Source organism: Rhodovulum visakhapatnamense (genome assembly GCF_004365965.1).
In the GTDB taxonomy this organism is placed as follows: domain Bacteria; phylum Pseudomonadota; class Alphaproteobacteria; order Rhodobacterales; family Rhodobacteraceae; genus Rhodovulum; species Rhodovulum visakhapatnamense.
Genome location: NZ_SOEB01000018.1, coordinates 46,748 through 73,739 on the forward strand (window position 1 = coordinate 46,748; position 26,992 = coordinate 73,739).

Consider the following 26,992-nt stretch of genomic DNA (forward strand, 5'->3'; position numbering starts at 1 on the left):
CTGTTCATGCAAGCTGTCCTGGCGGTTCTCGCCACCCTCCTGATCCCTGGGATTGCAACTGCCGAGACCGAGCGTTTCGCGCTTCATACCGACCTCGACCATGTCTGGACGATGACCGCCGCGGCGCTGGTCTTCTTGATGCAGGCGGGCTTCCTGCTGCTTGAGGCCGGGCAGGTCCGGTCCAAGAACTCGATCAACGTCGCCCAGAAAAACCTGGTCGATTTCATCCTGTCGACCCTGGCCTTCGGCTCGGTCGGCTTCGCGCTGATGTTCGGCCCCAGCCTCGGCGGATGGATCGGGTTTTCGGCCGATTACGCCTTCTTCAACACACAAGGCGACTGGTCGCTGACCTTCTTCGTCTTCCAGCTGATGTTCTGCGGCACCGCCGCCACCATCGTCTCGGGTGCGGTCGCCGAACGCGCGACGATGTCGGGCTACATGATCTGCACCCTGCTGATCGGCTGCCTGATCTACCCGGTCTCGGGCCACTGGGCCTGGGGCGGGCTTTTGTCGGGCGAGTCCGAGGGCTGGCTCGCGCGGCTCGGATTCATCGACTTCGCGGGGTCGACCGTGGTGCATTCGGTCGGCGCCTGGGTGGCCCTGGCCGCGATCATCCTTATCGGGCCGCGGCTCGGGCGCTATGACGCGGCGGGGCGGCCCGTCGCATTGCACGGGCATTCGCCGGTGCTGTCGACGCTGGGCGCGCTGATCCTCTGGATCGGCTGGATCGGGTTCAATGGCGGGTCGACCAATATCGGATCGGGCGCCATTGCCGGGATCGTCGCCAACACCATCGTCTCGGGCGCGGCGGGCGGCGCGGCCGGGCTGATCATCGGCGCGCGCAAGACCGGCATCTACCGGCCCGAGCATCTGATCAACGGCTCGCTGGCCGGTCTGGTCGGCATCACCGCGGGCTGCGACGCGGTCACGACGCAATCGGCCTTCCTGATCGGGGCCAGCGCGGGCGCCGTTGCCTTTCTCGCGCATGAGATGCTGGACCGGGTCTGGCGGCTCGACGACCCGCTCGGGGCGATTTCGGTGCACGGCGTCGCAGGCGCCTGGGGCACGCTGATGGCGGGCGCCCTGGCCCGGCCCGATGCGTTGATGGCAGGCGGCCGCCTGACCCAGGTCGGTGTGCAGGCGCTGGGCGTGGGCGCGGTCTTCGTCTGGGCCTTCGGCACCGGCTTTGTTCTGCTCCGGATTGCGGACGCTCTGCTGCCCGCGCCGGACGGGCCGCGCGGCGGGCTGCGCGTTTCGCGCGAGGCCGAAGAGGCCGGGTTGAACATTTCCGAACATGACGCGCCGCTGGGGCTGTCGGGGCTGGTGCGGGCGATGGCCCGCATCGCCGAGAACCCCTCGGCCGAAATCGGCCGGATCGACACCGAACCGGGCGAGGAATCGCACGAGGCCGCAACGCTGTTCAACGGCATCGCCGAGAACATCCGCCTCAAGGCCGAAACCGACCGGCGGCTTGCCGACCAGTCCGAAGCGTTGCTGGCCGATCTCGCTGGCACCATCGAGGCGGTGCTGGACGGGCGGCTCGACCGGCGCATGCGGATCGGGCATGAGGGCCCCTTCGCCCGGGTGCCGGGGTCGATCAATGCGATGATCGGGTCGGTCGAGACGATGGTCGGCGAGATCGCCGCCTCGGCGCAGTCGGTCGCCGCCCATGCCGCGCAGCTGAGCGCCCAGAGCGTGACGCTGACCTCAGGCTCGACCGATCAGGCCCGCCAGATCGGGTCCGTTTCGGAAGAGATGGCCGAGCTGCGCGCCGAGGTCGACCGCAACGGCGCACGGCTGGAACAGGCGTTGCTGAATTCGGAACTGGCGCGGCAGGGCGCGGCCGATGCCGCCGAGATTTCGCGGCGCGCCGTGGCCGGGATGGAACGGGCCAGCGCCGCGATCGGGCGTATCGCCGCCGGGCTCGAGATGATCGACGAGGTCGCCTTTGCCACCCGCCTGCTCAGCCTCAACGCCTCGGTCGAGGCGGCCCGGGCGAGCGGCACGGCCGGCGCGGGCTTTTCGGTGGTGGCGCAGGAGGTGCGCAGTCTTGCCGAAACCACGACCGCCTCGGCCCGCGATATCCGCGGGATGCTGAACGGCGTGCGCGAGACCGTTTCCGGCGCGGTCCGCGAGGTCGCGGGCACCGACCACGCGCTGGAGGACATTCGCGGTCGCATCGCCTCGAACGCGACGCTTCTGGCCGAGGTCGAACAGATGGAGACGCGCTCGCGCACCCTCCTGGCCCGTGTCGAAACCACGCTGTCCGATCTGGCGCAGTCCTCGCGGAGGGTACTGGAAGAGGCGGACCAGACCCGGCAGGTGGCACGCGAGCTGCATTCGAACGCCGCGCGCACAACCGCCACGGTCGAACGCTACCGCGCGGCCTGAGCCTGCGCGCGAAGCTGTAAGCTGCCAAGAAGTCCGCGAGGTGCGTCTGCAGCTGGTCGTGGCTGTCGTGATGGTCCCGATTGACGTTCAGCGGGAAGACGCGCCACTGGTGCCTCGCCTGATCCGCTTCACCCGCCCTGATCGTGCGGTGCATCCGTTCGACCTGTCCGCCGCTCGGGAAAAACAGTCCCCCCGGACTGTTTTCCGATCCTCCGAACTCCCGGGATGGTTGGGGTTGGTCCGCCGGTGCTCGATCCCGTTTGCCTCGCAGATCATGTCAAAGCGCATCGGCCGCGAAGACGCGGTATTCCGGCTCCGGGGCTGCTCGGCGAACTGAATGCCCCTCGCCATTGTCTCTCAAACCAATGGCGCTCCAATGGCTCGATCGGTGAGGACGGTGTGGACCTGATAGGGCACGGCTTCGAGCATGCATTGCAGGACCTCCCGGGCCGTCTTCCTGTCTGCGCCTCGGCGATGTTGATCTGGATCGAGCCTGCGTGGTCGCCATCGGTTCGAGACCCGCTGGCGAGGGCCGACAGGGCAGCGTTTGAACGCCGACCGCTTCGGCTTGTCGCCCTCGACGTCCGGCAGGCGCGAGAGGCATTCGCCATCGGGCTTGAACCAATGGCACCGCAATGGCTCAGCGCTGCGGTGCAGAGCGTGTCAGATGCGGGATGGACGGCTGCAGGGCACGGAGGCCGTCATCAAGCGGCAGCAGCGTGTGGCGCCGAAACGCGACGATGGCCGCCTCCTCGGCCTCGGTGAGGACCGTCGAACGTGGATCCTTAGGGCCGGTCTTGCGATCATCGACCGTCTGCCGTTTGCGCCGGTTCGCAACCGTCTCGGGGGTCGTCGGGAAAACGATTCACCGGATCGTTTTCCGATCCTCTCCACTCCGCAGGTCCCGGCTCAGCGTCGCGAGCGACGCCTGCGATCACTGTATCGCGGCTCTGACCGCGTACGTGGTCGTGGCGCTTCCGTGAGGAACTTGTCCCATAGGGCCTCCTTCCATTCCTTCGAAAGGATCACACCATCAAACCCTGGGATCGAACAGCTAGCCCGCCTGTGCGCTGCGCATGGGCGGAAGGACCGGGGTCTCTTCGACGCCGAGCCCCGGAAAGACACCCGCCGCCGACCGGCCCTCGACCTCGAGGAAGTCCTCGCGCGAGAGCGGGTGGCCCAGAAGGTACCCCTGTGCCTCGTTGCACCCGGCCTCCATCACCTGAAGCAGTTGTTCGCGGGTCTCGATCCCCTCCGCAACCACGTCGATCCCCATGCTGCCGCAGAGCATGCAGACCGCGCGCACGACCGCGGCGCCGCCCAGATCGCTGTCGATCTCCTGCACGAAGGAGGCGTCGATCTTGACCTTGTCGAAGGAGAAGATCCTGAGATAGCGCAGCGACGAATACCCGGTGCCGAAATCGTCGAGCGAGATCCGGACGCCCATCCCCTTCAGGGCGGTCAGCTTGTCCTTCACATCGTCGGTATCCTCGAGCAGCACGCCTTCGGTGATTTCCAGCGCCAGCCGCGCGGGCGGCAAACCGCTCGATTTCAGGGCCTGGGTCACATCGCCGACGATGTCGTGGCGCCGGAACTGCACCGGCGACAGGTTGATGGCGACACTCAGCCGGTCGGGCCAGGAGGCCGCCTCGGTGCAGGCCATCCGCAGCACAAGCGCCCCGAGCGGCACGATCAGCCCCAGTTCCTCGGCCATGGGGACGAATTCGCAGGGCGGGACCAGGCCGCGCGTCGGGTGCCGCCAGCGCAGCAGCGCCTCGGCCCCGGTGATCCGCCCGGTATCGAGATTGACCAGCGGCTGGAACAGCATCGAGAACTGGTCCAGCTCGATGGCGCGCTTGAGATCGGCTTCCAGCTTGATCAGCGCATTCTGCCGGTCCAGCATGTCCCTGTCGAACAGAAGGCACTGGCCCCGGCCCGCGGATTTGGCCGCGTAAAGCGCGATATCGGCCCGCGACATGATCTTTTCGGCGCGATCGCCATGCTCGGGCGCGAGCGCGATGCCGACGCTGGCCCCGATATCCGCCAGACGCCCGTCGATCCTGAAGGGTTGCGACAGCAGGTCGATGATCCGGTCGCCAAGCCCAAGCGCGCTGTCGGGTTGCTGCTGGCCGATCTGGATCACGGCGAACTCGTCGCCGCCGAACCGCGCCACCGTGTCGCCCTCGCGCACCGCGCCCTGCAGACGCTCGGACACATGGCGCAACAGCTGATCGCCTGCGGCATGGCCAAGCGTGTCGTTGACATGCTTGAACCGGTCGAGATCGACGAACAGGATCGCCGCAGGCCGGTTCGGGTCGGCGGTGGCAATGGCGTAATCGATGCTGTCGGCAAAGGCCCGCCGGTTCGGAAGCCCGGTCAGCGTGTCGTGCCTGGCCATGTGGAGGGCCTGTTCTTCCTGATCGACCCGTTCGGAAATGTCGCTGGCAATCATCATCCAGCCGCCGGGCACGGGCTGGACCTGCAGCAGGACATGCCGACCGTCGTCCAGTTCCCACGATGCCGAATCCGACCCGCGCTGCGCGATCAGGGCCTTCATGCGGCTGGCAAAAGCCGCCCCGCCGCCGGGGCGCGCGGCGCTCATCCGGCAGCCGACCTGCGTCAAAAGCCGGTCCAGCGTCACCGAACCCTGCCCGGAAGACAGCTCTTTCGGCATGCCGAAGAAGGACCAGAACATCGCGTTCGCCACCAGAAGCTTGCCGGTTCCGTCGAACATGCACAGGCCCGCCGGCATGTTCTGCACGGTCTCGGACAGAAGCGCCCGCTGGGTCTTCATCTCGGCGGCCAGCCGCCGGGTCTCGACGATGCTGTCGCGCAGCGCATGGGCCGAATGGGACAGGGTCGACAGCTCGTTCCGTTCGGTGCCGAAATCCGGCAGCCGGACCGTATCGTCCCCGCCAAGAAGTCGGCGCAGCGCATCGTTCAGAGCGATCAGCGGAAGGCTCAGGCGCCGCACGACCCAGATCGCCGCGCCAAGGGCGAGTGCTCCGGCGGCCGCCAGCGTCAGCACGATCAGCCGCAGGCTTTGTTCGACGATGATGTCCTGGCGCTCCAGCGCGACCGCCGTATCGGCACGGGTCAGCGTGGTCATGTCAGTGATTCGCGCGGTCAGATCGGCCGCCATCTGTTCGACGCCCACTTCGAAATGCTCTTTTGCCTTCTCGAAGTCCCCGTCCTCCGCCAGCCTGTCGGCCACGCGAAAACTGGCAAGATAGCCGTCCCAGTCCCGTTGAAGATCGTCGACGATCCGCGTTTCCTCGACCGACAGGCCGAGCGACCTGAGCCGCAGCAGCGCCTGTCCGAAGGCCGAGGTCGCCACGCGCTGCGCCTCGCGCAGATCCTCACGCTCGAACGGATCGACCTCGAGCACGGAGCGTTCTGCGGCAATTTCGTGATCGCTCAGCGCATTCTCGATGTCATTGATGGCAAAGAGACGCGAGACCGAGACATCGCCGACAGACCGCGCCGAGGCGCCCAGTGCCTTGAATTCCACATATCCCACGACGCCAAGCGTCACGCTTGTCAGGAAAAGCGCCAGCATGATCCCGATCAGGCGCACCCCGAGCCCCGTCGCCGCAAGGCGATTGACGAGCCGCCCCCGCCCGCTGCGCGTTTCCGTCATGTCCGTCTCCGTACACTGGCGGGGCTTTCCTCCTGCCCCGGGTCTGCGCGCCTCGGCCCGTCGCCCGGTCCGCCCTACGCCCCGTCACATCAAGGGACTGACGCCTGTGGCTTAAATCCGCTTTAAGACGCCCGGGTTTGCGAACTGCAAAAACCAAGAATTTTTATAGTCCTCGAATGGGTCAAGTTGATGGCATCTATGGGCGGCGGAGGCCGGTCCTTGCGCGGTCCGCGAAAACCGCCGACCGACAGCCCTGAGGGCGGGCGTCGGCTTTGCCCGGCCTGCTGGAAAAGCCCGTCCTGACGCTGCAGGATCGCGGCCCGGATCGGCGCGCGGCGCGCACGCGGCGACCGGTCCTTGTCGTTCCGTCTTCCGCCCTATTCCGGGATCAGAACGAAACCGTGCGTCGCGCCGTTCGGCGCGATGCCATAGCCGGTGATCCAGCCATTGTCATTGATGTCCTTGGCCAGCACGAGATGCCAGCCGCTGTCGGGGTCGATGCAGTCGTTGAGATCGACCAGCCGCCGGTCGGCCCGGGTCCAGAGCACGGCGGCATTGCCGTCCCCGGCGGCGCTGTAGCCCACCACCTCGCCCCGGTCGTTCAGCCCGAAGGCGTGGCTCATGTCCTTGCCGCCGGGCAGGTCGCCGATGTCGTGCAGAACCGCCCCATCCCAGAAAAAGCCGCGATCCGTGCCGCTGTCGCCAATGCCCTTGCCGACGATCTCGCCCAAGCGGTTCATGTCGTTGACGAGGCTCGCATAGCCGCCGCCCGAAAACCCGGGCAAAAGCGTCCAGACCCCGGCTTCGTAGCGGAAGGCGCGAACCTCGTCATGGAGCGCGGCCTGGCCCGCGATCTGGCCCGCGTCGTTGATGACCATGCCATGGGCGGTGTCGAATTGCGGCCCCGGCAGGCCGATCTCGACCAGCCGCCCGCCCTGCCAGAGTGCCACGCTTTCCTTGCGGTCGGGGCGGCCGACATAGCCGGTGATGTCGCCCCGGGCATTGATCGAATGCGCCTGCCCCGGATCGGCGTCGGGTTCCAGCGCGGGCAGCAGCGAGATGCCCGACTTGTCCCAGAGCGCGACCGCCGGGCCCGCGTCGGTATAGGTGGTCCCGACGATCTGCCCGGCCTCGTTGATATCCTCGGCCTGGCTGTAGATCGGCTCGCCCATCAGCCGCAACACGCCCAGATCGCGCATCTGCCCGCCTTTCCAGTAGAAGGCATGGGTGGCGCCGGTCATGTCGACGGCCGCGCCGACCACGGCATTGTCCTCGCTGATCGCATGCGGAACGCTGGTCGCGCTGCCATCCGCCAGATCGCCCAGATCGACCACGAAATAGAAGGGCCGCTCCGGAGCGTCGGTCAGCGGCGGCATCGCGACCGCCGGTCCCGCCGCCAGGTCCGAGCCCCCCAGCACCAGAGCCAGCGGCAGGAGCGCGGCCCGGCAGGGTCGCGGAACACCGGCCGGTTCGGCAGTCTTGACGGCAGTCTTGACGAGGGCGGGCATGAGAGGTTCCTGATCCGGGCCGCCCGCGATGCGGAGGGGGCGCGATGGCGGGCGACATAGCCCGAGCCATGTCACGGAGTCCTTGATCCAGGATAAACTTCTCTTGCGACACGAGCGCTCATATCGTACCCGGCCAGACGGAAGACGGCGTCGCCGCCCGGTGAAAGGCATTCATCACCCTTTCGCCGGGTTTCATGCCGACGAGCCCGTTCGCCACGGAGACCGCCCGCCATGCCAGACCGCGCCAGCCGCACTCCCGCCCGCCGGTCCTGCCCCGGATCCTGCCGCTCGCTCTGTGCCCTGCCGCCCGCCAGGGCGCTGCCGATCCTCGCGGTCGCGCTTGGCGCCTCGGCCTTCCTGTGGCTGGGGCTTGGCGCCGGTCTCGGCCGGCTTGCGGCGGGCGCCGACAGTTCTCCCGTGCTGGCCGAGTTCTGCGTGCTCGGGATCCAGGGCTTCGGGATCTGCGCACTGGCGCTGGCGCTGCTGATCGGCCTGGCCCGCCCGCCCCGCGCCTCGCGGAACTGAAGCGCCCCGCCTCAGGACTGCGCGACCGGCCCGAGGACGGGAAGATCGAGCCCGAAGGCGCCGGCCAGCAGCACCGCGTTGAGGCTCAGCACCACGACCGCGCCCGCAACCGCGAGGCCCCGCACCAGTGGCCCGGCGGCATAGGTCCCCATCACGTCGCGCCGCCCGGCAAAGACGATCAGCGCGATCATCGGCACCGGCAGCGCGATCGACAGGATCACCTGGCTGACCACCAGTGCCTGGGTCGCGTTGACCCCGGCGGCCACAACCGCGAAGGCGGGCAGCATCGTCACCAGCCGCCGCAGCCAGATCGGGATACGCACTCTCAGAAAACCCTGCATGATCATCTGCCCGGCCATGGTGCCGACGACCGAGCTGGAAATGCCCGAAGCGATCAGCGACAGCAGGAACACCCCCGCGGCGGCCGCCCCCAGAAGCGGGGTCAGCGTGTGATAGGCGGTCTCGATCTCTGACACTTCGCTATGGCCGGTGTGAAAGGCGCTGGCCGCCATCATCACCATCGCCATGTTGACGATCCCGGCAACGGCCAGCGCCGCCACCACCTCGACATCGGAAAACCGCAGCACCTTGGCGCGCTCGGCCTCGCTGTGGATGACCGCCCGGGTCTGGGTCAGGCCCGAATGCAGATAGATCGCGTGCGGCATGACGGTGGCGCCGATGATGCCGACGGCAATGGTCAGCGCGGCAGTATCGGGCATCGCCGGTGTCACGAGCCCCAGCCCGGCCGCGCCCCAGTCGATGGGCGCGATCAGGATTTCGGCCAGATAGCAAAGCCCGATGACGCCCACGAGCGCGCCGATGATCAGCTCGATCGGCCGGAAGCCCCGGCCCTGGGCCAGCAGGATCGCATAGGTGACGATGGCGGTGATCGCCATCCCGACGATCAGCGGCAGGTCCAGCAGCAGCGACAACCCGATGGCGCCGCCCAGGAACTCGGCCAGATCGGTGGCCATGGCCGCGACCTCGCTGACCGCCCACATCACGCCCACCAGCGGGCGCGGAAAGTGGTCGCGGCACAGTTCGGCCAGGTTCTTGCCGGTAACGATGCCAAGCCGCGCCGAGAGGCCCTGAAAGAGCATCGCGATCAGGTTCGCCAGCAGAACCACCCACAAAAGCGCATAGCCGTAGCCCGCCCCGGCCTGAATGTTCGTCGCGTAGTTGCCGGGGTCCATATAGGCCACCGAGGCGATCACAGCCGGACCCACGAACAACAGCCGGGCACGCAGCCCGTGACGCTTGCCCGCGAGAACGGCAGACATTTCCAGACGGGTACGGTCGCTCGGGCTCACGGTTTCGTCCTGCGGGCAGGGGGTGAAAGGATGACGGTCGAAATTTAGCCACAGCTATATTTCGTGCAAGTGTATTCATCATGATGATGCGCCTTTGTTTTCCTCCCGCCACGGCAAGAGGGGCTGGTCTGGACCGCCCGGCCCGGGTATATATCGGGGTCTGACAGTCCGGTCGGCCGCGGCGCCGCCCCGGGAGAGGAGACCCGATGCCGCCCGACGCGCCCCCGACCTGCGACCCGCAAACGGACCTCGCCGCCGATGCGCAGCCCGACCGGTTCCAGCGCGCCCGAGAGGCGCAGGCCGTCGCGCTGCTGGAGGATTATGTCGAGATGATCGGCGATCTGATCGCCGAGCATGGCGAGGCGCGGGTGGCCGACATCGCCCAGCGGATGGGCGTGGCGCATCCGACCGCCACCAAGGCGGTCTCGCGGCTCAAGCGCGAGGGGCTGGCGGTGTCGCGTCCCTATCGGGGTGTGTTCCTGACCGAAGACGGCGCGGCCCTGGCCGACCGGGTGCGCCAGCGCCACCGGGTGGTGGTCGATCTGCTGGTGGCGGTGGGGGTGCCGCGCGAGACCGCCGAACTTGACGCCGAAGGGATCGAACATCACGTCTCGGACGCGACGCTGCATGCCTTCGAGGGGTTTCTGGACGCGAAGGGCTGAGCGCGGCCGTCACTTCACCCGCAGCGGCAGGCCCGACACCACGAATTCGACCTCGTCGGCCACCGCGGCCACGCGCTGGTTGACCCAGCCCTGGGCATCGCGAAAGGCCCGCGCCAGCGCGTTTTCCGGCACGATCCCCATACCGACCTCGTTCGAGACCAGCACCACCGGCGCCTGCTGGCGCAAAAGCGCCGCGGTCAGGGCCTCGGCCTCGGGTTCCCAGTCCTGACCGGCGAACATGTGATTGGACAGCCACAAAGTCAGGCAATCGACCAGACGGGGCCCGGCGCCGTCGCTGCGGTCAAGCGCGCCGACCAGATCGAGCGGTTCCTCGATCAGCGTCCAGCCCGGCCCCCGCACCGCCCGGTGGCGGGCCACGCGGTCGCGCATCTCGTCATCCTGCGGGTCCGAGGTGGCGATATAGACCGGCACGCCCGGCATCGCCCGCACCCGCGCCTCGGCATGACTGCTCTTGCCCGACCGGGCCCCGCCGGTCACCAGAACGATCCGTCCCATCGCGCTCTCCTCTTGCCGCAAGGCGCTGCATAGCCCGCGAGGCGGGGCGCTTCAATCGCCGCCCGGGAAGAGTCCGGCACGGTTCGTGCTTGGGGACGCGCGTGGAATTGGTATAAACTTCGAACCGGACAGGACGGGCGGCCGCCGGATCCGGACGAAGACCGCGCCGCAGGGAAGGAGACATGCCATGTGCCAGATCTTTGCGGGTCAGGACCCCGAACGCTATCGGTCCACCACGCGGCGGCTGCGGCTGAACGGGCAAAGCACCAGCATCCGGCTGGAAAACAGCTTCTGGGCGATCCTCGACGAAATCGCCCTGTCCGAAGGCGTGACGACGCCCGCCTTCATCTCGAAGCTGCATGCCGAGGTGCTGGAACTGCATGGCGAGCCGTCGAATTTCACCTCGCTCCTGCGCTGCACCTGCCTGATCTTCCGCGAGACCGTTCCGGCGCGCGGCCCGATGGCGATGGCCGCCGAATAGCACCGCACGGAAGGCCCGCGCGGTAGTATCAAGCTACTACCCGCGCCCTCCCCGCCTCGCGCTAGGATCATTCCGAACGGAAGACCGAGCGAGAAGGGGACCATCTTGGCCAAGGCGATCCACAGCATGATCCGGGTGCTCGACGAAGAGCGGTCGGTCGCGTTCTACGACAAGGCCTTCGGGCTCAAGGTCGCGGACCGGCTCGACTTCCCGGAGTTCACGCTGATCTACATGAGCAACCCGGAAACCGAATTCGAGGTCGAACTGACCGTCAACAAGGGCCGGACCGAGCCCTATGACCTGGGCGACGGCTATGGCCATCTCGCCGTCTCGGTCGAGGATCTCGAGGCCGAGCATGCGCGCTTCGAGGCCGAGGGCCTCGCCCCCCGCAAGCTGGTCGCCTTCGCGCCTGCAGGCGAGGTGATCGCGCGGTTCTTCTTCGTTGCCGACCCGGACGGCTACCAGATCGAGGTGCTGGAACGCGGCGGCCGATTCAAATGACCAGATAACGACAAGATACCGGGCGGTTGGGACCCCGCCCGTCTGTCCAGGGAGGAGACCAGATGACAGACCAGCAAGCCGTCCGGGCATTGACCCGGCGCCAGCTTCTTGCGCGCGCCAGCGCGGCGGGGGCGACTTTGGTGGTGGGGGCGGGCTTCGTTGCCGCGCCCGACGCCGCCTGGGCGCTGGAGACCGCCGTGCTGAAACCCGAAACCTTCGCGACCCTCGTGCAGATGGCGCGCGACATCTACCCCCATGACCGGGTCGGCACCGAATATTACGCGGTCGCGGTCAAGGGCTACGACACCGCCGAGGCCGCGCCCATGGTCGAGGCCGGGATCGCCGCGCTGGACGCGGCCGCCCGGGGCCATGGCTTCGGCAGCTACATGGGCACCGGCTGGGAAAGCGACCGCGCCGCAATCCTGCGCGGGATCGAGGACAGCCCGTTCTTTCAGACCGTGCGCGGCGGGCTCGTGACCGGGCTTTATAACCAGAAAGCGCTTTGGCCGCTCTTTGGCTACGAGGGCGAGAGCTATTCGAAGGGCGGCTATCTGCACCGCGGCTTCGACGACATCGCCTGGCTCTGAGCCATCGCCAGTCAGGGAGGAACGGACATGGCTGCGAAATTCGACAAGACCGACGACAGTGTGGTCGTCATCATCGGCACCGGCGCGGGCGGCGGGGTGCTGGCCAACGAACTGGCCCAGAAGGGCATCAAGGTCGTGGCACTCGAGGCCGGCGGGCGCTACATGCCCGAGGATTTCATCAACGACGAATGGGAAAGCTTCGGCCAGCTTGCCTGGACCGACCCGCGCACCACCTCGGGCGACTGGCGCGTGGCGCGCGATTTCCCGGCCCTGCCCGCCTGGATCGTCAAGGCGGTGGGCGGCACCACGACCCACTGGGCCGGGGCCTCGCTGAGGTTTCAGGAGCATGAGTGGAAGGGCAAGACCACCTATGGCCCGGTCCAGGGCGCGAACCTTCTCGACTGGCCGATCGACGCGGCCGAGATGGCGCCCTGGTACGATCTGGCCGAGAAGAAGCTTGGCGTGACCCGCACCAACGGCCTGCCCGGCCTGCCGGGGAACAACAACTACAAGGTCTTCGAGGCAGGCGCGCTGGCGCTTGGCTACAAGGAGGTCAGCACCGGCCGGATGGCGATCAACTCGGTCGAGCGCGACGGGCGCGTCAGCTGCCAGCAGACGGGGTTCTGTTTCCAGGGCTGCAAATGGGGCGCCAAATGGTCCTCGGCCTATACCGACATCCCGCGCGGCGAAGAGACCGGCAATCTCGAGGTCCGCGACCGGTCGCATGCCGCGCGCATCCTGCATGACGCGGCCGGCAAGGTGACCGGGGTCGAGTATTTCGACGCCGAGGGCAACCTGCAGATGCAGAAGGCGCGGATCGTCTGCGTCGCCGGGAACTCGTTCGAAAGCCCGCGGCTTCTGCTCAATTCGGCCTCGTCGATGTTCCCCGACGGGCTGGCCAATTCCTCGGGCCAGGTCGGACGCAACTACATGCGGCACATGACCGGATCGGTCTATGGGACCTTCGAAAAGCCGGTCAGGATGTGGCGCGGCACGACCATGGCCGGGATCGTCCGCGACGAGGCGCGCCACGATCCCGCGCGCGGCTTCGTCGGCGGCTACGAGCTGGAAACCCTGAGCCTCGGGCTGCCCTTCATGGCCGCCTTCCTCGACCCGGGCGGCTGGGGGCGCGAATTCACCTCGGCGCTCGACGCCTACGAGACCATGGCGGGCATGTGGATCGTCGGCGAGGACATGCCGCAGGAAACCAACCGCGTCACGCTCAACCACGACGTGACCGACCAGCACGGCCTGCCGGTGGTCGATGTGCATTTCGACGATCACCCGAACGACCGCGCGATGCGTGCCCATGCCTATGCTCAGGGCCGCGCGATCTACGAGGCGGTGGGCGCGACCCGCACCTTCCCGACTCCGCCCTATCCCTCGACCCACAACCTCGGCACCAACCGGATGTCGGAGAACCCGAGGGACGGCGTGGTGAACCGCTGGGGGCAGACCCATGACGTGTCGAACCTCTTCGTCTCGGACGGCTCGCAATTCACCACCGGCGCGGCCGAGAACCCGACCCTGACCATCGTCGCGCTGGCGATCCGTCAGGCCGACCATATCGCCCGCGAGATGTCGGCACGGACGATCTGACGCCGACCCGAAGGGCCGGGCGGCAAAGCCCGGCCCTCTTTCCGTCCCCGGGCCACCAGCCGCCCGCCCGGCGGCATCGCGGTGCGGCACCGCCCAAGACCCGATCTTCAGCTTGATTTGGCCCGCGAATCCACCACATCCCTCGGACGACGCCCCGCCGGGGCCGCCGCCAAGGAGCCCATCGTGCCGACTGTCCGCCCGACCGCCTACCGCCTTCTGACGAGTGTCCTCTTCGCCGCCGCCACGTCCGTCGCGCTTGCCCCCCTGGCCTCGGCCGATCGGGTCCCCGCGCCCCCCGGCACCACGCCGGCGCTTTCGGGTCCGGTTCTGGCCGCCCCCGCGGCCTTCAGCTACGACGTGCTGGCCGCCCGCGCCGCCGCGCTGGCCGCCCAGCCTTACGTGCCGACGCCGGTGCATCAGGCCGACGTGCTGGAAAAGATCGACTATGACGAACACTGGAAGATCCGGTTCCGCCCCGAGGCCTCGCTCATGCTGGGGGGTACCCCGGCGCAGTTCTTCCATCTGGGCACCTATTTCCGCCAGCCGGTGAAGATCTTCCTGGTCGAGGACGGCGCCGCCCGCGAGGTGGTCTACAACACCGACTATTTCGACATGCCCGAAGACAGCCCGGCCCATGCGCTGAAGCCCGATGCGGGCTTTGCCGGGTTCCGCCTGATGCGGCCCGACATGAAATCCGACTGGATCTCGTTTCTGGGCGCGGCCTATTTCCGTTCGGACGGAGCGCTGAAGCAATACGGGCTGTCGGCACGCGGCATCGCGCTGAATACCGGCATGTCGGTGCCCGAGGAATTCCCGCGCTTTACCGAATTCTATCTCGAACCCGCCGGGGACGGCCGCACCGTCGTCAACGCGCTGATGGACGGGCCAAGCGTCGCGGGCGCCTACCGGATGGTGCTGCGCGACCGGCCCGGACAGGGGCAGGTGATGGACATCACCGCCAAGCTCTTCTTCCGCGCCCCGGTCGTGCGGCTGGGGATCGCGCCCCTCACCTCGATGTTCTGGTATTCCGAAAGCAACCGCTTCCAGTCCGCGGACTGGCGCCCCGAGGTGCATGACACCGACGGGCTGATGATCGAGACCGGGTCGGGCGAACATATCTGGCGCCCGCTGAACAACCCCGACCGGGTCGTGACGTCGAGCTATTTCGACCGCGACATCAAGGGCTTCGGGCTGATCCAGCGGGATCGCGATTTCGACAATTACCAGGATGACGGGGTGTTCTACGACAAGCGCCCCGCAGTCTGGGTCGAACCGACCTCACCCTGGGGCGCCGGTGCCGTGCAGCTGATCGAGATCCCGACCGATGACGAGATCTTCGACAATATCGTGGCCTTCTGGAATCCCGAAACCGCGCCGCAGGCAGGCGACGAAATGGACTTTTCCTACCGGCTGCACTGGACCGCGACCCCGCCGGTCGAGATGAAGCTGGCCCATACCGTCGCGACCCGGATCGGCAATGGCGGCGTGCCCGGCCAGCCCCGGCCCGAGAACCAGATCAAGGTGGTGGTCGATTTCGAGGGCCCTGCGCTGGACGGGCTGACCCGGAAGGACGGGATCCTGCCCGAGGTCTCTGCGCCAGAGGGCGTCGAGTTGATCAACCCCTATGTGCTGCCGGTGGTGGGCACCGATCGCTGGCGGATGGTGTTCGACCTCAAGGCGCCGCCCGGCACCGGGACGGTGGACCTGCGGGCCTATCTGGCGCGCGACGGCAAGCCGCTGACCGAAACCTGGCTCGGGCAGATCCATCCCGACCAGATCGACCGGCTGCGCTGAGGCGCGCCGGTCCGGCCCCGACCTGACGGGTCTGGGCGCTCAGACGATCTGCAGATCGTCGATCAGCGCCCAGACCGAAGAGATCCCCTCGACCACGATCCCGTTCCCGGCACCGAAATCGACCATCAGACCGGCGCCGGTCACGCTGGCAAGGCCCGGCACCCCGGCCAGATCGGGCGGCGTGCCCCCCCAAAGCGCGTGGTCGAGCCTGAGCGTATCGAGATCGTCCTCGAAGTCCGCGATCCGGTCCCAGCCGCCGGTGAAGATGAAAAGATCGGCCCCGGCGCCGCCGATCAGCAGGTCGGACCCCGCCCCGCCATCCAGCAGGTCGGCCCCCTCGCCGCCGTCGAGCCAGTCGTTGCCCGCCCCGCCCCAAAGCCGGTCGTCCCCGGCGCCGCCCACAAGCCCGTCGTCGCCCGCCCCGCCCGACAGCGTGTCCCGCCCGCCAAGCCCGCAAAGGTAGCTGGCCCCCGCATTGCCGATCAGGACGTTGGCCAGGGCGTTGCCGGTGCCGTCAAGCGCGGCGCTGCCGCCCAGCGTCAGCTGTTCGACATGATCGCCAAGCGTCCAGCTGACGCTGGCACAGACCCGGTCCCAGCCCTCGCCCGGCCGCTCGAACGTCCGGTCGCCGGGGGTGTCGACCGCATAGATGTCATCGCCCGCCCCGCCCTCCAGCAGGTCGGCCCCGGCCCCGCCCCACAGCCGGTCACTGCCCGCCCCGCCCAGCAGCCAATCCTCGCCCGCGCCGCCCTGAAGCGTGTCGTTGCCGCCGGCGCCCTGCAGGGTGTCGTGGCCACCCCGCCCGTCCAGGAGGTTGGCCGCGCCGTTGCCGGTCAGGACGTTGGCCAGCGCATTGCCGGTGCCGTCAAGCGCGGCGCTGCCGCCCAGCGTCAGCTGTTCGACATGATCGCCAAGCGTCCAGCTGACGCTGGCACAGACCCGGTCCCAGCCCTCGCCCGGCCGCTCGAACGTCCGGTCGCCGGGGGTGTCGACCGCATAGATGTCATCGCCCGCCCCGCCCTCCAGCAGGTCGGCCCCGGCCCCGCCCCACAGCCGGTCGTGGCCCGCCCCGCCCAGCAGCCAATCCTCGCCCGCGCCGCCCTGCAAAGTGTCGTCGCCCTCCCGCCCGTCCAGGCGGTTGGCCGCGCCGGTGCCGGTCAGGACGTTGCCCAGCGCATTGCCGGTGCCGTCAAGCGCTGCGCCGCCGGTCAGGGTCAGTTGCTCGACATGATCGCCCAGCACCCAGTTGAGGCTGGCCGAAACGCGGTCCCAGCCCTCGCCCGGACGCTCGATCAGCGTGCTTGCCGCCGACAGGACGACGTAAAGATCGTTGCCGGTGCCGCCCTCCAGCCCGTCGCCCCCGGTCCCGCCCTGCAACGTGTCGTTGCCCGCCTCGCCCCGCAGGGTGTCGGCGCCGCCGCCGCCCGAAAGCAGGTCGTCGCCCGCGCCGCCCAGGACCAGCTCGGCCCCCGCGGTGCCGGTCAGCCGGTCGTCACCCGCGCCCCCGGCGATCGGAGGCGGCGCCCCGGGCGCGGTCAGCTGGGCGAAGGTCCGCCCCACCTCGGTCAGGTTGCCCGCCGCGTCGAAGAGCCCGCTGTTCAGATACCAGCCGTCGCCGCCCTCACAGGCGGCAAACCAGGCATGCCGTTCGACGAAGTCCAGATCGTCCATCATCTCGGTCGCGGCCCGGGCGAAGGCGGCCTGGTCGGCGGCGCTGAAGCTGCGCGCGCCGGTCCAGTCGGCCAGCACCCATTCGGTCACCCAGACCGGCTTGTCATACTGGTCATGGACGGCCTTCAGCCAGGCCTCGAACTCGGCCACGTCGCCACTGTCGGAATAGTAGTGCACGGCGATGAAATCGACAGTCTGGCCGCGCGCCTCGGCCCCTGCCACGAACCGGCCGAGCCAGGACCCCTCGCCCAGCGTCTGGTCCAGCGAGGCGGCGGGCGAGCCAAGCCGCAGCCCGGTCGCCGCCAGCGCCGCCCAGAGATCCAGCGCCTGCGCGACGCTCATGTCCGCCTGGCGATCGAGGTCGGGCTCGTTGAACCCCAGAAGCGCCGTCGCCCCCGAGGCCCGGATGCGCTCCAGCGCTTCGGGCGTCACCAGCCGCTCGTCCCAGGTCATGCCGACGAACTCGACGGTCCCGGGCGCGGGATCGGCATCGTAAAGCGCCCAGTCCGACCAGGTGTAATACCAGGCGACCCCGACGCTTTCGAGGTCGTTCAGCGCGCTGCCCAGGGAATCGCGGTCCCAGGTGCCAAGTCCGATCTTCTCGGGATGCTCGATGCTCATGCCTGCCGTCCGTCCGGGATGCCCCTGCCCAGACCGGAGGAGGTGCCACGGCCGGGTGCTGCGCTGCGGCCGGAATTGCAGCCAAATCATGGAAATCAAGACTGTTTTTAGTCGATACTGGGTCGAGCCCAGCCCGGTCTTGCGCCGGGACGCGCAAAATGGCCTTGCCCTCGGGCGGCAGGACCACAATTGGGAGGGCACGAACCATTGCGCACAGGCAGGCGGGCATGACACGAAGCTCGGACCCGGTGGTGCTGCGGCACCGACACCTCGAACAGATCGCGATGACCGCGCTGCAGGCCGGCGTGCTGCTGACCGAAACGGGGGGCAAATCGCTTCTGGTCAAGGAGGGGATGCGCAAGATCGCCGAGGGACTCGGCGCCGAAGAGGTGCATGCGCGGATCGGCTTTGCCTCGCTCGCGATCACCGTCACCCATGGCGAGAACACCATCACCCGGATGACCGGCACTGGCGGGCATGGGGTCAACATGCGGCTGAACCATGCCATCCGCGATCTCTGCGTCGAGGTCGAGAAGGGCGGCCAGACCGCAGAGCAGGTCCGCGAGGCGCTGACCAGGCTGAAAGCCGGGACGCCGCACCACCCGCGGGTGGTGATCGCGCTGGCCGCGGGCATCGCCTGCGCCGCCTTCGGGCGGCTGCTGGGGGTCGACTGGGCGGCCTTCGGACCGGTGCTGGCGGCCAGCACCGCCGCGCAATGGGTCCGGGTCAGCCTGCTGCGCCGGGGCACCAACACCTTTGTGCTGACCGCCCTCGTCGCCTGCCTCGCGGCCAGCCTCGCGGGGCTGCTGGCGATCCCGGCGGGCAGCCACATGATCGAGACGGCGATGACGGCAGCGGTGCTGCTGCTGGTGCCCGGGGTCCCCGCGATGAACGCGCAGACCGACATCATGGAGGGCCATCCGACCACCGGCAGCGCGCGCTTTGTGACCGTCGGGATGATCCTCGTCTTCATCACGGTCGGGATCTCGGCCGCGCGGCTTCTGGTCCCGGCCCTGCCCGACCAGATCTTCGAGCCGCAGCGGTCGGTTCTGCATCAGGCGATCTTCGGCGCGGTCGCGGCGGCGGGGTTCGGGGTCCTGTTCAACTTCGGCTGGGTCCGGCTGGTCTGGGCGGCGGCGGCCGGCGCGCTGGCGCTGGCGGTGCGCACCGTCGGCATGGATCTGGGCTGGAGCCTCGAGGCCGCCTCTTTCGCCGCCGCCGCTGCGGTCGCGCTGGGGGTCGAGATCCTGTCCCTGCCACGGCTTCGGGTGGCGCGGATGGGGACCGCACTGGCGGTGGCGGGCTGCATCCCGATGATCCCGGGCGGCGCGGCCACGCAATGCATCATCGGCCTTCTGACGCTGACCGCAGAGGACCCGGCGACCGCCGCCGAAACGCTGGGCATGACCGCCTCGGCCGGGCTGCGGGTGGCCTTCACCATCGGCGCGATCGGTGCCGGGCTGACCATCGTGCGCAGCCTCTTCCGCCGGTCGGATTTCGTCTGAGAGCGTCCCCTTCCGAAGGTCGCGCTATTCGGCGGCCAGCGGCACCTCGCCCGGGCGGCCAATCTGGGTCAGCGTACCGACCACTTCGCCCAGCAACCGCCGCACCGCGTCGAAATCGGCATTCGGGCGCACCGTGGCCTCGTCCATGTAAAGCGAGCGGTCGATCTCGACCTGAACCGCGTGGCGCCGCCGCGAGGGCAGGCCATAGCGCTGGGTGATATAGGCCCCGGCAAAGGGCGCGTTGCGCCCGACCCTGAGCCCCGCATTGGAAAAGGCCTGCTCGATCCGGTCGACGATCTCGCCCCCGGCCGAAGTGCCGAACCGGTCGCCCAGAACGACCTCGGGACGTGGCCGCCCGCCCGCGCGCGCGCTTTCGATGGCCTCGCGCGGCATCGAGTGACAGTCGATCAATATCGATTCGCCGAACCGGGCCAGCGCCTCCTCGACCAGCGATTCGAGTTGCCGGTGATAGGGCCGCCAGCAAGTCTCGATCCGGGTCTCGGCCTCGGTCAGGGCGATCTTGCCGCGATAGATGGCGCGACCGTTTGCCACGACCCGGGGGATCACCCCCAGCCCCGAACTGATCCGGGGATTGTGTCCGGCCAGCCGCGCCCCGTCGATGACGGCAGGGTCGAGTTCCTCGGCCGCGCGGTTCAGATCGACATAGGCGCGCGGGGCCGAGGCCACGATCAGCGGCGCGCCATGCTCGGGTGCATCGGAAAACAGCAAATCGACGAAGGCATCCTCGGACGACCGCACCGCACGTTCGTCCAGCACCGTCTGGCGCAGGAACGACCAAGAATAGTCCCGCCCGCTATGGGGCGAGGAAAATACAACGCTGGTGGTCGGCCAGTCCGGCCGGAAAAGCTTGAACGCCTGCACGCCGCCACGTCCTCCTTCGAATGTTTATAACGGTATTTCGCGGCCGACCAAAAGCCCTTGCACCCTCCTCCGACTCCTTTTATAGACCTGCGAACCGACGCGGTCCCGCCCGCGTCCGTTTTCTTTCGGGCAGGCGGGAATGCATCGGAGACCGGGCGGTTAGCTCAGCGGTAGAGCACTACGTTGACATCGTAGGGGTCACTGGTTCGATCCCAGTACCGCCCACCATAGAGTTTCTGCCCCTGCGGTGCATGCCCAGGGTCAGCCCTTGAAACCCACGAGGCGCACGGACGCGCCGCGACATGAGGAGAAGGCCGATGAAGGTCCGCAACTCGCTCCGCTCGCTCAAGCAGCGTCATCGCGACTGCCGCGTTGTGCGCCGCAAGGGCCGGGTCTATGTCATCAACAAGACCCAGCGCCGCTACAAGGCCCGTCAGGGCTGAGCGCCGCACAAGGACAAGATCGCATCTGTGATCGCGAAACGCCTCGAACCCCGGTTCGGGGCGTTTTCCTGTGACGTTGCGGGAGGATTGTCGCTGCAGCGCCGCGTTGCTATCGCGGAGACGACACGCCGGCCTGTCAGACCGGCGACGGATCGAGCGACAGAGAGGCAGGGCATGACCGCACCGAACGGCCATCCGAAACACGACCACCCCTACGAAACCGCCGACCGGGCCGGACGCGCGATGCTGGCGCGGATGACCTCGGGGGCCTCGCTGAACGCGGCAGCCGCCGCCTGGGCCGACTGGGCCAGCCATCTGGCCCGCGCCCCGGGCCGCCAGATGGAACTGGCCGAGCGCGCGATGCGCAACGGCGCCAAGCTGGCGGCGCATGCCGCCGGCCTGACGCGGGACGACCCGCCGTTCCGCCCCCGCGCCGAGGATCACCGCTTTTCCCATCCCGGCTGGTCGACCCCGCCCTTCTCGATCTGGCAGCAGGCGTTCCTGGCCGCGCAGGACTGGTGGGATGCCGCCGCCGAACCGGCCCGCGGCACCGACCCGCACAACAGCGACCGGGTCGCCTTCATGGCGCGGCAGATGCTGGACGTGCTGTCGCCCTCGAACGTGCCGCTGACCAACCCCGAGATCCTGCAGGAAACCGTCCGCACCGGCGGCGGCAACCTGATGCAGGGGATGCGCCACCTGGCCGAGGACATCCGCGCCCAGGCCACCGCCACCCCCGCCGAGACAGCGAGCGGCTTCGCCGTGGGCCGCAACCTCGCGGTCACCGAGGGTCAGGTGGTCTTTCGCAACGAGCTGTTCGAGCTGATCCAGTACGCCCCCCGCACCGAAAAGGTGCATCCCGAGCCGGTGCTGATCGTGCCCGCCTGGATCATGAAATACTACATCCTCGACCTCAGCCCGGAAAACTCGCTGATCGGCTATCTGGTCGCGCAGGGCTTCACCGTCTTTGCGATGTCCTGGGTGAACCCCTCGGCCGATTATCGCGACGTGTCGCTGGACGATTACCGCCGCGACGGCGTGATGGCCGCGCTCGACGCGGTCGGCAAGGTCATGCCCGGGCAGAAGATCCATGCCTGCGGCTATTGCCTCGGCGGCACCATCCTGTCGATCGCCGCCGCCACCATGGCGCGGGACGGCGACGACCGGCTGGGGTCGATCACGCTGCTGGCGGCACAGACCGATTTCACCGAAGCGGGCGAGCTGATGCTCTTTCTCGACGAAAGCCAGGTGGCCTTCCTCGAGGACATGATGTGGGACCAGGGCTATCTGGCGCAGGAACAGATGGCGGGCGCGTTCCGGGCGCTGAGGGACGAGGATCTGGTCTGGACCCGCGCCGTGAGCCGCTACCTGATGGGCAAGGAGGACGAGGCCTTCGACATCACGGTCTGGAACGCCGACGCGACGCGGATGCCCGCGAAGATGCATTCCGACTATCTGCGCGCGCTTTTCCTCGACAACCGGCTGACCTCGGGCCGGTTCGCGGTCGAGGGCCAGGTGATCGCGCTGAAGGACATCCGCGCGCCGATGTTCGTGATCGGTACCGAGAAGGACCATATCGCCCCCTGGCATTCGGTCTACAAGGTGGCGCTTTTCACCCAGAACGAGCTGACCTTCGTGCTGACCAAGGGTGGCCATAACGGCGGCATCCTGTCCGAGCCCGGTCACAAGGGCCGCCATTACCGGATCGGCTGCCGGACGCCGGAGACCCGCTATACCGACCCCGACAGCTGGTATGCCCGCCATCCGGCGACCGAGGGGTCCTGGTGGCCGGAATGGGCGCGCTGGCTGGCCGGCAAGACCGGCCCGGCCGAGGCGGCCCCGCCCGCCATGGGGGCGCCCGATGCCGGTCTGCCGCCGCTTTGCCCCGCGCCGGGCACCTATGTCTTCATGAAATAGCGGGCTCCGGAAGCGCCGGGCCTCCGGCCACCGCCAGGAAAGACGGCCCGCCAATCGCGGGTCGTTCGCTATCGGGCGCCTGGCGGTCAGTCGCCTTGGGCGCCCGGCGATGGCCGATGAGATCCAAGGCCCTCATATCGGCTTTGCGAGAGGCGGCCGCATCGACGCCCTGACAGCCCCGATGGTGCGGCCAGAGCGCCTCCGGCGTTCTTGCCATGGTCGGCCGGAACCAAGGCGGCACGCACCCCGCAATTTTCCGCACCGGGCGCGACGGACACCGAAGGCAAGGCCGTAGAACGCTTTGGCTCGCAGGTCGCGTTCCCCCAAGCCGGGCGGGCCGTCATGCTCCCTGGCATGACGAGGGGCGGCGGCCCGGTTCGGCCACCGCCCCTTGCGGATCCTGCCCCGGCCTCAGCTGTGGATCGGGCCGTCGCCGCAAGCGAGCGCCGCCTCGCGCACCGCTTCCGAATAGGTGGGATGGGCGTGGCAGGTGCGGGCGATGTCCTCGGCCGCGGCGCCGAATTCCATCGCGACGCAGATCTCGTGGATCAGGTCGCCCGCCGAGGGCCCGAGGATATGGGCCCCGAGGATGCGGTCGGTTTCGGCATCGACGAGGATCTTGACGAAACCGTCGGCGGCGAAATTGGCCTTGGCCCGGCCGTTGCCCATGAAGGAGAACTTGCCGACCTTGTAGGCGCGGCCCGATTCCTTGAGGCTGTCCTCGGTCTGGCCGACGGCCGCGACTTCGGGATGGGTGTAGATGACGCCCGGGATCACGCCGTAATTCACATGGCCGGCCTGCCCTGCCAGGATCTCGGCAACGGCCATGCCCTCGTCCTCGGCCTTGTGGGCGAGCATCGGCCCCTCGATCACGTCGCCGATCGCGTAGATGCCGTCGACCGAGGTCTTGTAATGGGCATCGGTCGCGATCTGGCCGCGCTTGGTCAGCTGCAGGCCCAGCGCGTCGAGCCCGAGCCCGTCGGTGAAGGGCTTGCGGCCGGTCGCGACCAGCACGACGTCGGCGTCGAGCGTGTGTTCGCTGTCGTCTTTGCGCAGCTTGTAGGCGACCTTGGCCTTGGTCTTCAGCGCCTCGGCCGACTGGACCGCCGCGCCGGTGACGATGTCGAGCCCCTGACGCTTGAGGAGCGAGCGGAAGCTGCGGGCAACCTCGGTGTCGATGCCGGGGGTGATCTGGTCGAGATATTCCAGCACCGTAACCTCGGCCCCGAGGCGCGCGTAGACCGAGCCCAGTTCCAGCCCGATCACGCCCGCGCCGATCACGATCATCTTCTTCGGCACCTTCGGCAGCGCCAGCGCGCCGGTCGAGGTGACGATCGTCTTCTCGTCGATCTCGATGCCCGGCAGGCTCGAGGCTTCGGACCCGCTGGCGATGACGATATGCTTGGCCTTGTGGGTCTCGTCGCCCACCTTGACCAGCCCCGCCTCGGGGATCGAGCCCCAGCCCTTGAGCCAGTCGATCTTGTTCTTCTTGAACAGGAATTCGATCCCCTTGGTGTTCTGGCCGATGACGTCGTCCTTGTAGGACAGCATCTGCGCCCAGTCGACCGAGGGCGGCTTGCCCTTCAGGCCCATCTTCTCGAAATTGTGCTGGGCCTCGTGCAGCTGGTGCGAGGCGTGCAGAAGCGCCTTGGAGGGGATGCAGCCCACGTTCAGGCAGGTGCCGCCCAGCGTTTCGCGGCCTTCGACACAGGCGGTTTTCAGGCCAAGCTGGGCGCAGCGGATGGCACAGACATAGCCTCCCGGGCCGGAGCCGATCACGATCACATCATAGCTTGCCATTCGGGGCCTCCTTTACGGGCGGGTGTTGGGATGGCGGCGGGGGCGTGGGGGGCTGTCTGCCCCCCTCTTGTCCGTTCCGGACAATTCACCCCCCGAGGGTATTTCCGCCAAGAAGAAGTTCATATCAGACTGGCGAGCGCCATCAGGACGGTCGCGGCAAAGCCCGCGGCCCAGATCATCGAGCGTGCCGGCACCCAGCCCCGGACATAGGCGGGCACATAGGCGATGCGGGCGATCAGGTAGATCCAGGCGCAGAGCGCGGTGAACCAGCTCGACTGGCCCGAGACGGTGACGAGGACCACCGCTGCGGTGAAGAGGATCAGCCCCTCGAAATGGTTGTTCAGCGCCCGCTGCATCCGTCCGGTCCGGCGCGAGAGCTGCTGGTCGGGGGGCGTGTCGCGGGGGCTCGTGGTATATTCCGTGCCAAGCTCCATGTTGGCGGGGATCGCCATGAGGACGAATTGCACGGCCTGGACGAGGATCGCGAGGGCGAGGGCGGTGAGTTCGGGGGTCATGCGGGCCTCAGAAGATGCTGGCGAGGATCATGGCGAAACAGGCCAGAAGCCCGGCCATGAAGATGACGGACCGCCAGGGCACCCAGCCGAAGGCATAGGCGGGCAGGTAAAGCGCGCGGGCGGCGACGAAGATCCAGGCGGCAAGCCCGGTGACCCAGCCATTGGAGCCAGTGAACTGCACCAGCACGACCGCGATCACGAAAAGCCCGGTATTCTCGACATGGTTGGCCAGCGCCCGGCGCAGGCGGAGGGTCAGGGGCGACAGCCGGTCCGCGATATCGTCGCGGGGGCCGGTATTGCCGTCGCGCCCCACATCGGCCTCGAGCGCGCGCTGGGACCAGAGCACGGCGGCAAGGTGGATGACGGCGGTCGCGGCGAGGGCGGCGAGTTCGGGGGTCATGGATCCTCTCGGTCTACGGCAGTCTCGTCAATGGGGCGTTCCAGTTTGAACACGGAATATCCCCTTTGGTTGAACCACTTGCGGGCGTCCCGCGAATTGAAATCCAGGCATCCAGTGGCAGCGTGATAGGCGTCATTGACGCCTATCACCCAATACACCTCGCCGGGCTTCAGTCCGGTATCGCCCGACATTGCCTCACAGATCCATCAGCAGCCGTCTCGGGTCTTCCAGCGCTTCCTTGACGCGGACGAGGAAGGTGACCGCGCCCTTGCCGTCGACGATGCGGTGATCGTAGCTGAGCGCCAGATACATCATCGGACGGATCACGATCTGGCCGCCCTCGACCATCGGGCGGTCCTGGATCTTGTGCATGCCGAGGATGCCCGATTGCGGCGGGTTCAGGATCGGCGAGGACATCAGCGAGCCGTAGACGCCGCCGTTCGAAATGGTGAACGTGCCGCCCTGCATCTCGGCCATCGACAGCTTGCCGTCACGGGCGCGGGTGCCCATTTCGGCGATCCGCTTCTCGATTTCGGCGAAGCTCATCGAATCGGCATTGCGCAGCACCGGCACCACCAGCCCCGAGGGCGTGCCGACCGCGATGCCCATATGGACGAAGCGCTTGTAGACGATGTCGGTGCCGTCGATCTCGGCGTTGACCTCGGGCACCTCGGACAGCGCGTGGCAGCAGGCCTTGGTGAAGAAGGACATGAAGCCCAGTTTCACCCCGTGCTTCTTCTCGAAGAGGTCCTTGTATTCCTTCCGGAGCGCCATCACGCCGGACATGTCCACCTCGTTATAGGTGGTCAGCATCGCGGCGCTGTTCTGGGCGTCCTTCAGTCGGCGGGCGATGGTCTGGCGAAGCCGGGTCATCTTGACCCGTTCCTCGCGCTCGGCATCCTCGGCGGGGATCGGCGCGCGGGCCGCGTCCGGGATGGCGGCGGGCTTGGGGGCCTCGTGCGCGCGGGGCGCGGCGGCGGCCGGTTTCGGGGCCGAGGCGGCCTTCAGCACATCTTCCTTCATGATGCGCCCGTCGCGGCCGGTGCCCGCGACCTCGGCCGCGGTCAGGCCCTTTTCGGCCATCAGCTTCCTGGCCGAGGGGGCGTCCTCGACATCCTTGCCGCCGCCGGCGCCCTGCGCGGGGGCCGGACTTGCCGCCGGGGCAGAGGCAGCACCTTCGCCCGCCAGCAGGACGGCCAGCTGGCCGCCCGCCTCGACGGTGGTGCCTTCGCCCGCGAGGATTTCCTTCAGCACGCCCGAGGCGGGGGCGGGCACCTCGACCGAGACCTTGTCGGTTTCCAGCTCGCAGAGCATCTCGTCGCGCTCGACCGTGTCGCCGGCCTGCTTGAACCAGGTCGAGACGGTGGCCTCGGTCACGCTTTCGCCCAGGGTCGGCACCATCACCGGCACCTCTTCGGTGGCGGCCTCGGCAGCCGGGGCCGCGGCGGGGGCGCCGCCGTTCGATTTCGGCGCGGGCGCGGCGGCGCCCTCGGCGATGGTGGCCAGAAGCGCATCGACGCCCACGGTTTCGCCTTCGGCGGCGACGATCTCGGACAGGGTCCCCGCAGCAGGGGCGGGCACCTCGACCGTCACCTTGTCGGTTTCCAGCTCGCAAAGCATCTCGTCGGCCTCGACAACATCGCCGGGCTTCTTGAACCAGGTGGCGACGGTGGCCTCGGTGACGCTTTCCCCGAGCGTCGGAACACGGACTTCTGTGGACATGG

Annotated in this window: 21 protein-coding genes, 1 tRNA gene and 1 pseudogene; 12 read left to right on the top strand and 11 right to left on the bottom strand. The window is 68.3% G+C overall.

Annotated elements, in window-relative coordinates:
* Positions 1-6: 6 nt before the first annotated feature.
* Positions 7-2,391, top strand: coding sequence for an ammonium transporter (amt, locus tag EV657_RS15180; protein ID WP_134078689.1), 2,385 nt, complete (start codon positions 7-9; stop codon positions 2,389-2,391).
* Here the strand turns inward: amt and EV657_RS22745 are convergent.
* The 3 genes and pseudogenes from EV657_RS22745 to EV657_RS15195 all read right to left on the bottom strand — a co-directional run.
* Positions 2,363-3,388: pseudogene (locus EV657_RS22745) on the bottom strand (transposase family protein); the annotation flags it as partial. The gene amt and the pseudogene EV657_RS22745 sit on opposite strands and share 29 nt — an antisense overlap.
* 57 nt (positions 3,389-3,445) lie before the next feature.
* Positions 3,446-6,031 carry an EAL domain-containing protein gene (locus tag EV657_RS15190; protein WP_113670980.1) on the bottom strand — a complete coding sequence of 862 codons (2,586 nt, stop codon included), beginning with the start codon at positions 6,029-6,031 and terminating at the stop codon, positions 3,446-3,448.
* Between the two features lie 377 nt (positions 6,032-6,408).
* Positions 6,409-7,539 carry a hypothetical protein gene (locus tag EV657_RS15195; RefSeq protein WP_166673716.1) on the bottom strand — a complete coding sequence of 377 codons (1,131 nt, stop codon included), beginning with the start codon at positions 7,537-7,539 and terminating at the stop codon, positions 6,409-6,411.
* 231 nt (positions 7,540-7,770) lie between these two features.
* Here EV657_RS15195 and EV657_RS15200 point away from each other — a divergent pair, with 231 nt between their 5' ends.
* The gene (locus tag EV657_RS15200) at positions 7,771-8,064 is read left to right on the top strand and encodes a hypothetical protein (RefSeq protein WP_075784415.1); all 294 of its coding nucleotides are present in this window, start codon (positions 7,771-7,773) and stop codon (positions 8,062-8,064) included.
* Between the two features lie 11 nt (positions 8,065-8,075).
* On the opposite strand, the gene EV657_RS15205 is transcribed toward EV657_RS15200, so the two are convergent.
* Positions 8,076-9,344, bottom strand: a complete 1,269-nt coding sequence (locus EV657_RS15205) for an Nramp family divalent metal transporter (protein WP_134078715.1) — start codon at positions 9,342-9,344, stop codon at positions 8,076-8,078.
* 236 nt (positions 9,345-9,580) lie between these two features.
* Between EV657_RS15205 and mntR the strand changes: the two genes are divergently transcribed.
* Positions 9,581-10,036 (top strand): manganese-binding transcriptional regulator MntR, encoded by a 456-nt coding sequence (gene mntR, locus EV657_RS15210; protein ID WP_075784413.1) that lies wholly within the window; start codon positions 9,581-9,583, stop codon positions 10,034-10,036.
* 9 nt (positions 10,037-10,045) lie between these two features.
* Here the strand turns inward: mntR and cobU are convergent, their stop codons facing one another.
* Positions 10,046-10,552 (bottom strand): bifunctional adenosylcobinamide kinase/adenosylcobinamide-phosphate guanylyltransferase, encoded by a 507-nt coding sequence (cobU, locus tag EV657_RS15215; protein WP_075784412.1) that lies wholly within the window; start codon positions 10,550-10,552, stop codon positions 10,046-10,048.
* A gap of 187 nt (positions 10,553-10,739) precedes the next feature.
* Between cobU and EV657_RS15220 the strand changes: the two genes are divergently transcribed.
* The 5 genes from EV657_RS15220 to EV657_RS15240 all read left to right on the top strand — a co-directional run bounded on the left by EV657_RS15220 (position 10,740) and on the right by EV657_RS15240 (position 15,514).
* Positions 10,740-11,033: a ribbon-helix-helix domain-containing protein gene (locus EV657_RS15220; RefSeq protein WP_075784411.1), complete on the top strand. Its 294-nt coding sequence runs from the start codon at positions 10,740-10,742 to the stop codon at positions 11,031-11,033.
* Positions 11,034-11,138: 105 nt separating this feature from the next.
* A complete protein-coding gene (locus tag EV657_RS15225; protein WP_075784410.1) occupies positions 11,139-11,534 on the top strand; it encodes a VOC family protein in 396 nt (131 codons plus the stop codon).
* Between the two features lie 62 nt (positions 11,535-11,596).
* Positions 11,597-12,121, top strand: coding sequence for a twin-arginine translocation signal domain-containing protein (locus EV657_RS15230; protein ID WP_134078692.1), 525 nt, complete (start codon positions 11,597-11,599; stop codon positions 12,119-12,121).
* A 27-nt stretch (positions 12,122-12,148) separates the two neighbouring features.
* Positions 12,149-13,720 (top strand): GMC family oxidoreductase, encoded by a 1,572-nt coding sequence (locus tag EV657_RS15235; protein ID WP_134078693.1) that lies wholly within the window; start codon positions 12,149-12,151, stop codon positions 13,718-13,720.
* Positions 13,721-13,903: 183 nt separating this feature from the next.
* On the top strand, positions 13,904-15,514 hold the full coding sequence (locus EV657_RS15240; protein ID WP_243837652.1) for an OpgD/OpgG family glucan biosynthesis protein: 1,611 nt from the start codon (positions 13,904-13,906) through the stop codon (positions 15,512-15,514).
* A gap of 39 nt (positions 15,515-15,553) precedes the next feature.
* Here the strand turns inward: EV657_RS15240 and EV657_RS15245 are convergent, their stop codons facing one another.
* Positions 15,554-17,806: a glycosyl hydrolase gene (locus EV657_RS15245; protein ID WP_166673717.1), complete on the bottom strand. Its 2,253-nt coding sequence runs from the start codon at positions 17,804-17,806 to the stop codon at positions 15,554-15,556.
* Between the two features lie 227 nt (positions 17,807-18,033).
* Between EV657_RS15245 and EV657_RS22270 the strand changes: the two genes are divergently transcribed.
* Positions 18,034-19,311: a threonine/serine exporter family protein gene (locus tag EV657_RS22270; RefSeq protein ID WP_075784406.1), complete on the top strand. Its 1,278-nt coding sequence runs from the start codon at positions 18,034-18,036 to the stop codon at positions 19,309-19,311.
* A 24-nt stretch (positions 19,312-19,335) separates the two neighbouring features.
* Here EV657_RS22270 and EV657_RS15255 read toward each other — a convergent pair whose 3' ends face one another.
* Entirely contained in the window at positions 19,336-20,193 is an 858-nt protein-coding gene (locus EV657_RS15255; RefSeq protein WP_134078697.1) for an N-formylglutamate amidohydrolase, read from the bottom strand.
* Positions 20,194-20,346: 153 nt separating this feature from the next.
* On the opposite strand from EV657_RS15255, the gene EV657_RS15260 reads away from it, so the two are divergent.
* The 3 genes from EV657_RS15260 (at position 20,347) to EV657_RS15270 (ending at position 22,553) form a co-directional block, all read left to right on the top strand.
* A tRNA-Val gene (locus EV657_RS15260) sits at positions 20,347-20,421 on the top strand.
* Positions 20,422-20,510: 89 nt separating this feature from the next.
* Positions 20,511-20,636, top strand: a complete 126-nt coding sequence (gene ykgO, locus EV657_RS15265; RefSeq protein WP_075784404.1) for a type B 50S ribosomal protein L36 — start codon at positions 20,511-20,513, stop codon at positions 20,634-20,636.
* A gap of 174 nt (positions 20,637-20,810) precedes the next feature.
* A complete protein-coding gene (locus tag EV657_RS15270) occupies positions 20,811-22,553 on the top strand; it encodes a PHA/PHB synthase family protein (RefSeq protein WP_113670985.1) in 1,743 nt (580 codons plus the stop codon).
* Between the two features lie 411 nt (positions 22,554-22,964).
* On the opposite strand, the gene lpdA is transcribed toward EV657_RS15270, so the two are convergent.
* The 4 genes from lpdA to odhB all read right to left on the bottom strand — a co-directional run bounded on the left by lpdA (position 22,965) and on the right by odhB (position 26,990).
* Positions 22,965-24,353 carry a dihydrolipoyl dehydrogenase gene (gene lpdA / locus EV657_RS15275; protein ID WP_075784402.1) on the bottom strand — a complete coding sequence of 463 codons (1,389 nt, stop codon included), beginning with the start codon at positions 24,351-24,353 and terminating at the stop codon, positions 22,965-22,967.
* Positions 24,354-24,472: 119 nt separating this feature from the next.
* Positions 24,473-24,868 carry an MAPEG family protein gene (locus tag EV657_RS15280; RefSeq protein ID WP_134078699.1) on the bottom strand — a complete coding sequence of 132 codons (396 nt, stop codon included), beginning with the start codon at positions 24,866-24,868 and terminating at the stop codon, positions 24,473-24,475.
* 7 nt (positions 24,869-24,875) lie between these two features.
* Entirely contained in the window at positions 24,876-25,268 is a 393-nt protein-coding gene (locus EV657_RS15285; protein ID WP_134078701.1) for an MAPEG family protein, read from the bottom strand.
* A gap of 195 nt (positions 25,269-25,463) precedes the next feature.
* The gene (gene odhB / locus EV657_RS15290) at positions 25,464-26,990 is read right to left on the bottom strand and encodes a 2-oxoglutarate dehydrogenase complex dihydrolipoyllysine-residue succinyltransferase (protein WP_134078702.1); all 1,527 of its coding nucleotides are present in this window, start codon (positions 26,988-26,990) and stop codon (positions 25,464-25,466) included.
* Positions 26,991-26,992: the final 2 nt, after the last annotated feature.